At 64.0% G+C, this 7,402-nt stretch carries 7 protein-coding genes; 3 read left to right on the top strand and 4 right to left on the bottom strand.

Annotation, left to right across the window (positions count from 1 at the left end; translation table 11 throughout):
* The 4 genes from ACLP9N_RS11215 to ACLP9N_RS11200 form a co-directional block, all read right to left on the bottom strand.
* A partial coding sequence (locus tag ACLP9N_RS11215; protein ID WP_442407481.1) for an MlaE family ABC transporter permease occupies positions 1-485 on the bottom strand: 485 nt, incomplete at its 3' end.
* A gap of 757 nt (positions 486-1,242) precedes the next feature.
* Complete coding sequence (locus tag ACLP9N_RS11210; protein ID WP_442407476.1) at positions 1,243-1,914, bottom strand: TetR/AcrR family transcriptional regulator; 672 nt, start codon at positions 1,912-1,914, stop codon at positions 1,243-1,245.
* A 205-nt stretch (positions 1,915-2,119) separates the two neighbouring features.
* A complete protein-coding gene (locus ACLP9N_RS11205) occupies positions 2,120-2,437 on the bottom strand; it encodes a hypothetical protein (RefSeq protein WP_442407475.1) in 318 nt (105 codons plus the stop codon).
* Positions 2,438-2,895: 458 nt separating this feature from the next.
* Complete coding sequence (locus tag ACLP9N_RS11200; RefSeq protein ID WP_442407474.1) at positions 2,896-3,585, bottom strand: TetR/AcrR family transcriptional regulator; 690 nt, start codon at positions 3,583-3,585, stop codon at positions 2,896-2,898.
* Positions 3,586-3,664: 79 nt separating this feature from the next.
* Between ACLP9N_RS11200 and ACLP9N_RS11195 the strand changes: the two genes are divergently transcribed.
* The 3 genes from ACLP9N_RS11195 to mhpA all read left to right on the top strand — a co-directional run bounded on the left by ACLP9N_RS11195 (position 3,665) and on the right by mhpA (position 7,402).
* Positions 3,665-4,807: a VOC family protein gene (locus tag ACLP9N_RS11195; protein WP_442407473.1), complete on the top strand. Its 1,143-nt coding sequence runs from the start codon at positions 3,665-3,667 to the stop codon at positions 4,805-4,807.
* 121 nt (positions 4,808-4,928) lie between these two features.
* Positions 4,929-5,891 (top strand): fumarylacetoacetate hydrolase family protein, encoded by a 963-nt coding sequence (locus ACLP9N_RS11190; protein WP_442407472.1) that lies wholly within the window; start codon positions 4,929-4,931, stop codon positions 5,889-5,891.
* Positions 5,888-7,402, top strand: a complete 1,515-nt coding sequence (gene mhpA, locus ACLP9N_RS11185) for a bifunctional 3-(3-hydroxy-phenyl)propionate/3-hydroxycinnamic acid hydroxylase MhpA (protein ID WP_442407471.1) — start codon at positions 5,888-5,890, stop codon at positions 7,400-7,402. The genes ACLP9N_RS11190 and mhpA overlap by 4 nt, the downstream gene beginning before the upstream one ends.

The following is a 7,402-nucleotide window of genomic DNA, read 5'->3' as shown; positions in this document are numbered from 1 at the left end:
GTCGAGAGGTAGGCACCGCTCGAGACGTTCTGCAGGTACACGCTGAAGAGGTAGCCGCCCCCCAGGCCGACGGCGACCACGAGGCCGTTGAGCAGCACCGCGACGATCGTCGAGGCGACGACGCGCGGCAGCACCAGCCGGTGGATCGGGTCGATGCCGAGCACCTCGAGCGCATCGATTTCCTCGCGGAGTGTGCGCGCGCCGAGGTCGGCGCAGATGGCGGTGCCCCCGGCGCCGGCGACCACCAGCACCGTCACGATCGGGCCGAGCTGGGTGACCGCGCCGATCGCGGCACCAGCACCGGAGACGTCGGCGGCGCCGATCTCGGCCAGCAGGAGGTTGAGCGTGAAGATGAGCAGCACGGTTTCCGGGATGGACACCGCGATAGTGGGCAACAGCGAGACCCGCATGAGGAACCAGCCAACCCAGATGAACTCACGCCATTCGAACGGCTTCTTCAGGGCTTTGCCGGTCAGCATGCACATTCGGAAGAACCCGCCGGCCACTTCCGCGCCTGGTCGGATCCTGTCGCCCACTTTGCCGACAATCACGTTCGAGGAAGTCATCGGCGCGGCCTTCGACGTAGCCACGCTCGGCCTGTTGCACCCGCGGCACGTGTCCCTGTCGACGTGGTCATGACCGCCCCCTCACGAAGGAACCGTGTGACTCGCGGCGTCGCGACGGATCATGTCGCACGTCCGATTCGGAAGCCTGCTCACGGGGTGACGGTGCCGCGAAACTCCTTTTGCTAGAACGCATTTCAAAGTTTCCGTGAACGCCGGCGATTTCCGACTGCTCCGCTCCAAGTTCCGGCGCAACGGTTCTCGGTGTGGACCCGTGGCGTAGCGCATCACTTCGCTCCCGGTCGACTATCCCTGCCCCCCGGCTCCCTGTCGCCCTCGTTCGCGCCACGCAGCAACTATGTCATTAGACCGTACGTTCAGTCAATCAACTAGGATCGTCGGCTGGCCTAACAGACAGACCACCCCGAACGCCCTGCGCTTGCTCCCGATCTAAATAGTCATTACCAAGCCTTTTGCGCCTTCTCAGCGACGCTGGCGCGCGTTTTTCAACGATCTCCGGTGCTGGGGGAATGTGCCGTTTTGGACGCTGTTATCGACTATACGTACAGTCAGAATTTCTCGCCTGGTCGAAGCCCTGACCACCGACGGCTCAGCACTTCAAGCAGGAATCGGTTGCGGCCAATTACCTTCCCGCGCAAAGCATTCTGTCGCTACGCGGTCAATCTGTTGCACCCGTTATCGCGGCAAGGGATTCGCGCACCACCGAGACGACATCCGTGGAAGGGTTTGCCCACTTGCTAAGTCCTAAGCGGTCGAGCAGCAGTCCGCCGAGGAACACGTCGACGAAAGCGGCCCCGACTTGTTCGGGTGTCCGGGGATCGGCGGGATCGAACCACACCCACATCCACTGAAGCGATCCCCACAGCTGCAGTGCCGCCAGCTCGGCGTCCACGCTTCGGAACACACCGCTCTCTATCCCGTTGCGGATCTCGTCAATCGTGAGCGTTTGCAATTGATGGCGCAACTTACGCACTTGCTGCATCGCCGGGTCATCGGACAACTGAACCACCTCACGCTGGCTTGCCACAGTCGCGTTGCGGGCGATGACTTGTAGCAGTGTGGAGGCGAAAATGATTGCGGCGATGCGTTCGTGCGGCGCGGCCAGGCGATCCCATACCATCCGCAGCACATCGAGCTGGCGGGTCAGGTGGGTTTCTTCAAGCTCGCGCAACATCTGCGCTTTGGTTCCGAAGTGATGAACGATGGTGCCCTTAGACATGCCAAGCTCGTCGGCGATGTCGCCCATATTCGTTCTGTCGTAGCCACGTTCGGCGACATAGCGGACAAACGCGTCGAGAATCTCGGTACGTCTGCCAGGCGATCTGGGCATCTTCAACCCTTCGACGTAAACTAACCGTACGAACGGTCTATCATAAGCGTCGCGACGTGGATATTGTCTACTGGTTATGCCGCGTGGGGCGGCAGATTCTGTTTTCCTGCGTGCTCGCGGCACCCGACCTGCTGTTTGCCACCTGTGACGGTTTGGTCGCCGGATCCTTAAAGCACCCCGAAGTGTATGCCTGGTGTCCGGCAGCTTACTGGGCCTGCAACGCCCTGCGACCGCTTAACCCATCCGGCGCAGTTACGACGTACGTGTTTGCACCAGGTGCTGACTTAATTTCACCGGCGGTGTACACGGTCATGAGTTCTCTGCCATCACTGTCGACAACGCAGACATAGGTGTCGGTCTCGGCGTCATATTCGAAGCTGTCCCAAGCCAATACGTACGCTAAGCAGTTGCCGTCACGGTCTGCGACAACGAGCTTGTGCACACCTGACTTCTTTAATAGCTCGGCATCCTGCGCGCGCTGCTGACGAACCTGGTTATCGTGGAGCGTTAGGCTGTTTAACATCTGTGTACTCCCTAAGCGACGTTGTCTCCGTCTGGTCCGGGCGCTCAAAATACTCCGAACCTCCCGGAGAGTTTCCTCTTCGGAGGCTGCCCCGTCCAGGGCATTACGGCCCCTCTCCGGAGGTCGTAAGTTGCTTGGCAAACAAGACCATCATTCCGGGAGCCTGGGGAGCTACCAACGGCGTCACGCCGGTCCAGGCGGTCGGTCGAACGCGGTGTGCCTTGGCGTCACCGGTCACGTCCTGGCGCCACCGGTTGGCGATGATGGCTTGGCATAACAACGCTTCGGTGTGGTCTTTGAGAGCAGTACACCGTTTTGAACCAGGCGCGGCGGCAATCCCCGCGCGGCAACACTGAAATCGCCGCGGTGACGTTCTGTTAAGCAATCGAGCAACGCGGCTGCACCTCCAGTGCCCCGGCTGCGCGACGCTGCGGTCACCCGACACTCGAGCTAACAGCTCACGCGGCCGAGTCGGGCTGTTCCCAGGTATCGAGGTCAGGCAGCGGGTGTTGACAAATAGCGCGCGCCTCATCGGCCGGCAGGCCGAACAGACGCAGCACGTTTTCGGTAACCGTGTCGGCGGCCAGCGCGCCGTCGCGTTCTGGGGCGTGCCGCAGCAGCGTGCCGAGCCCGAGCAGCGCGCCGCCGGCCATGGCCAATGCCAGCTCCGGGTCGTGCCTGACCGCACTTTGGAACCGCCCGGCGTCGGCGGCGGCCTTGATATCACGTAGCGCTCGGGGAGCAAGGCCGCGGTCCGAAGACAGCAGGGCCGACCCATTGGCCAACAAGATCTCGCTCTCTTGTGGGCGCTGACGAAACAGCCGGCCAGTCAGCCGGAAACTGGTGGCAAAGGTCTCGGCGGGGTCCTCGATCGAGGCGGTAAGGCGGTCCAGCAGCGCGCCGTGGGCGTCGAGCACGTCGGCGACAGCGGCCTCGAACAGCTGCTCCTTGCTGTCGAAGTGGTTGTAGAAGGAGCCCATCCCGACGTCGGCGGCCTGGGTGATCTCCAGTACCGGCACGTTGACCCTGCCCTCGGCGATTAAGCGCTGCGCTGCCCTGACCAGCGCCGCCCTGGTGCGCTGCTTGCGCCGCTGCAGGCGATTGCCCGCCGCGCCTTCGCCCAACGTCGTCACTCTAGGAGTATGCATCACTATGAGCATTTCGTCAGAAATCTTGACTGACCGTCGACTCTATGTGACGATTTCGTCAGTTAGTCGGGAGATGGTTATGGAGCAGAGCATCGAAACCCACCGGGACACGCATAAAGACCTGCACAGCGAGCATGGAGCGCTGGCCGGCGAGCACCGGGGCCGGTCCCGCAATCCGGTGATCAAAGTCGTCGACGTCGCGTGGCTGGAATTCGAAAAATCGGACCTGATTCGCGCCGAGGCATTCGCGCGGGCCTTCGGCTTCCATACCGCACAGCGCGGTCCGGAGGAACTTCATTTGCGCGGCACCGACGCGGGTGCACCCTGCGTGATCCTGCGCCGCGGGCAGCGGACGCGCTTCACCGGCGTGGCGTTTCGGGCGGGCGACGAGGTCGACGTGCTGCGGCTGGCGGACAAATTCGGTGCTGCCGCGCGGCCGCTGCCGGAGACGATCGGCGGCCTATCCGTCGACTTGGTCGATCCCAGCGGGATCGCGGTGCGCGTGGTCGCCGGAATGCACGAACTGCCGCAGCTGCCGGGCCAAGAGCCGCACAGTTTCAATTTCGGACGCGATCTAGAGCGCACCAACACCACCCAACGCCCCGGCCGCGTACCCGCACGGGTACAGCGCCTGGGCCACCTGGTGCTGCAATCGACCAAGTATCGCGAGGCGCTCGACTGGTACCTGGACAACCTGGGCATGATCGTCAGCGACTTCCTGTTCTTTCCCGGCCAGCGCCAGCGGGGCCCGACGATGAGCTTCATCCGCTGCGATCGCGGATCGACACCGGCCGATCATCACACGCTGGCGATCGCCCTGGGTCCGACCAACTGCTACATCCACTCGGCGTATCAGGTCTGCGATCTCGACGCCCTGGCTGCCGGCGGTGAATACCTCAGGGACCGCGGCTATTTCCGGTCCTGGGGTATCGGAAGACACATCCAGGGCAGTCAGATCTTCGACTACTGGCGCGATCCGGATGGCTTCCTGGTCGAGCACTTCGCCGACGGCGACATGTTCGACAACACCCTCGAGCCCGGCTGGGCACCCTTCACCGCGTCCGGCCTGGCCCAGTGGGGGCCGCGCGCGACCAGAGATTTCCTCGGAACCGACCCGAAATCGGCTCGCCACGAGCTGGTTTCGATGATCACCGCGCTTCGGGAAAGCAACGAGTTCGATATCCGCCGCCTGATCGGCCGACTGAAAGTACCCACCTCTTGACGTCCCCCACCGGCTTAAGCCGGTGGATCCAACCTAGGCAAGACCACCGACAACCTATCCAAGGAAGGAGGCGGCGTTTCCTCCCCCGGCTAAAGCCAGGGGTTTCCACGCCGCAAATCGGATGACCGTTTCCGTACTACACACCGCCTCTGAAACCGGCCATGCCTGGTGGGTCAAGACGCCCGACGGCGCCGCGCGGATCGACACCGCCGCGACCACCACCGCCCAGCTGCTGGCCGACAGGACCCCGATCGAGACTGCCGCCGCTGGCACCGACACCGTCGCCGACACGGTCTCACTGCAAAGTCTGAACTTAGTTTCACCGGTGACCAGGCCGTGCCGAGTGGTGGCGCAGATGACCAACTTCGAGTCGCACGTCAGGGATGCGGGCATGGACCCGTCATCGGTTCCGCTGACCTTCTTCCGAAAGGCGTCCGCGTCGATCAACGGTCCGTTCGACGACATCGTGAAACCCAAGCACGTCCGGCTGCTGGACTACGAGGTGGAGATCGGGCTAGTCATCGGACGCCCAATCCCGGTCGGCACGGCCATTTCCGACGCGAACCTCGCCGAATTGATCGCGGGGCTGGTCGTCACAAACGATGTGTCGGCACGCGACATCCAGCTTCCGCAGACTCAGTTCTACGAAGCCAAGTCTTATCCGACGTTCACCCCGGTCGGGCCGGAGCTGGTACTGCTGGACGCCGAGGAGCTCAAGCGATTTGGTGACCTGCGGCTGCGCCTGAGCGTCAACGGGGACGAGCGACAGAACTCGCTGGTCGAAGGCGACATGCTATACCTGCCACTGCAGGCGCTGCAGTCGCTGACCCAGTTCCAGGAGCTCGCCCCCGGTGATCTGGTGCTCACCGGCACCCCGGTCGGCACCGCCCTGAGTGCCCCGCCGAAGCCGGTCCAGATCATCAGCAACCTGTTGCCGCCGGCCGTCAAATGGCGGGCGTTCTTCAAGAGTCAGGCCGCTAACCCAAGATATCTGCAAAACGGCGACATCGTGGAGGCGTCGGTGGCCACCGACGACGGCGCCATCGACCTCGGAACCCAGCGCACCGCAATCCGATACGCGTGACTCGGCACGTTTCTGTCGCGATCGTCGGCGCCGGACCGACGGGCATCACCGCCGCCACGCTGTTGGCGCAGTACGGCGTGGACTGCCTCGTCCTCGACCGCTGGCCTGGTGTGTACCCGCAGCCCCGCGCCGTGCATCTGGACGACGAAATCTACCGTGTCGTTGCCCGACTCGGCATCGCCGAGGAGTTCGCGGCGATCTCACGGCCCACGCTCGGGCTGCGGCTGCTCGACAAACGATTCAACGTGCTGGCCGAGTTCAACCGCGACACCTCGCGCAGCGTGCATGGCTTCCCGCAGGCCAACATGTTCGACCAACCGGAGCTCGAGGCCCTGCTGCGCGCCAACCTGAAGCGTTACGCGGAAGCCGAATTGCGGGGCAACGCCGAGGTAACCGAAGTCACCGACCACGACGGACGCCTGCGGGTCGCGTTCACCGACCGCTGCGACGGCCAACCGCACCTGGTCGAGGCTGACTACCTGCTGGGCTGCGACGGCGCCAACAGTGTCGTGCGCACCCAGATCGGTTCGACCATGCGGGATTTGAAGTTCGAACAGCCCTGGCTGGTCGTCGATATAGCCACCGACACGGACCTGAACCAGTGGGAGGGCGTGCATCAGGTGTGCGATCCGGTTCGCGCGGGCACCTATATGCGCATCGGACAGGCCCGCTATCGTTGGGAGTTTCAATTGCTGGCGGGCGAAAGCGCCGATGATTTCGGCACTTTGGCCGCGCTGCGAACACTCATCGCGCCCTGGACCGCCGACGTCGCGGACAGCGAATTAACGCTGCTTCGCGTTGCCGAATACACGTTCCGCGCGCAAATCGCCGACCGGTGGCGTCGCGCCAACGTCTTCATCCTCGGGGACGCCGCGCACCTCACTCCCCCGTTCATCGGTCAGGGCATGGGAGCCGGACTGCGCGACGCCATGAACCTGGCCTGGAAGATCGCCGGGGTCCGCAACGGCACACTGGCGGCAGGTGTTCTCGATAGTTACGAGCAGGAGCGCAAACCGCACACCCGGCAGCTGATTCGACTGGCGCTCAATGTCGGCCGCGCGATGACCGGCGGTGGCCGTCTCGGCAACGTACTGCGCCAACTCGTGTTGCCCCGGGTGCGACTGCTTCCCGGTCTGCGCGACAAGGTCGTCGACTCCACGACGCCGCCGCTGCGTAGCTCGGCGCTGGTGCACAAATCCCGCCGGCCAGGTGCGCTTGCCGGCACGCTCTGCCCGAATCCGTTGCTAAACGGCGGTCAACGGCTCGACGACGTTGTCGGCGCGGGCTTCGCCTTCATCACCGCCGGTCCGCTCGGCGGCGCCGACGAAAGTTTGCTCCGGCGGCGCGGTGTCGCTGTGCTGGTAGCCGACCACGACAGCCAACTCGAAAAGTGGCTGCGCCAAGAGCGGGTCGTGGCCGCGATCGTGCGCCCCGACCGCACAGTTATGCGCGCCGGACGCGACCCCGCTGCCCTATGCGCGTGGACGGCCACCGTTCTTCACCACGGGTGA

Origin of the sequence: Mycobacterium sp., assembly GCF_052144515.1 — a bacterium.
In the GTDB taxonomy this organism is placed as follows: Bacteria; Actinomycetota; Actinomycetes; order Mycobacteriales; family Mycobacteriaceae; genus Mycobacterium.
The sequence above is the reverse complement of the archived record's forward strand: the minus strand, read 5'-3'. Positions and strand labels throughout refer to the sequence as shown.

Bases quoted from the DNA above. Each gene is read 5' to 3' on its own strand.
- ACLP9N_RS11190 (WP_442407472.1), top strand. From the start codon at position 4,929: ATGACCGTTTCCGTACTACACACCGCCTCTGAAACCGGCCATGCCTGG.
- ACLP9N_RS11205 (WP_442407475.1), bottom strand. From the start codon at position 2,437: ATGTTAAACAGCCTAACGCTCCACGATAACCAGGTTCGTCAGCAGCGC.
- ACLP9N_RS11195 (WP_442407473.1), top strand. From the start codon at position 3,665: ATGGAGCAGAGCATCGAAACCCACCGGGACACGCATAAAGACCTGCAC.
- ACLP9N_RS11200 (WP_442407474.1), bottom strand. From the start codon at position 3,585: ATGCATACTCCTAGAGTGACGACGTTGGGCGAAGGCGCGGCGGGCAAT.
- ACLP9N_RS11210 (WP_442407476.1), bottom strand. From the start codon at position 1,914: ATGCCCAGATCGCCTGGCAGACGTACCGAGATTCTCGACGCGTTTGTC.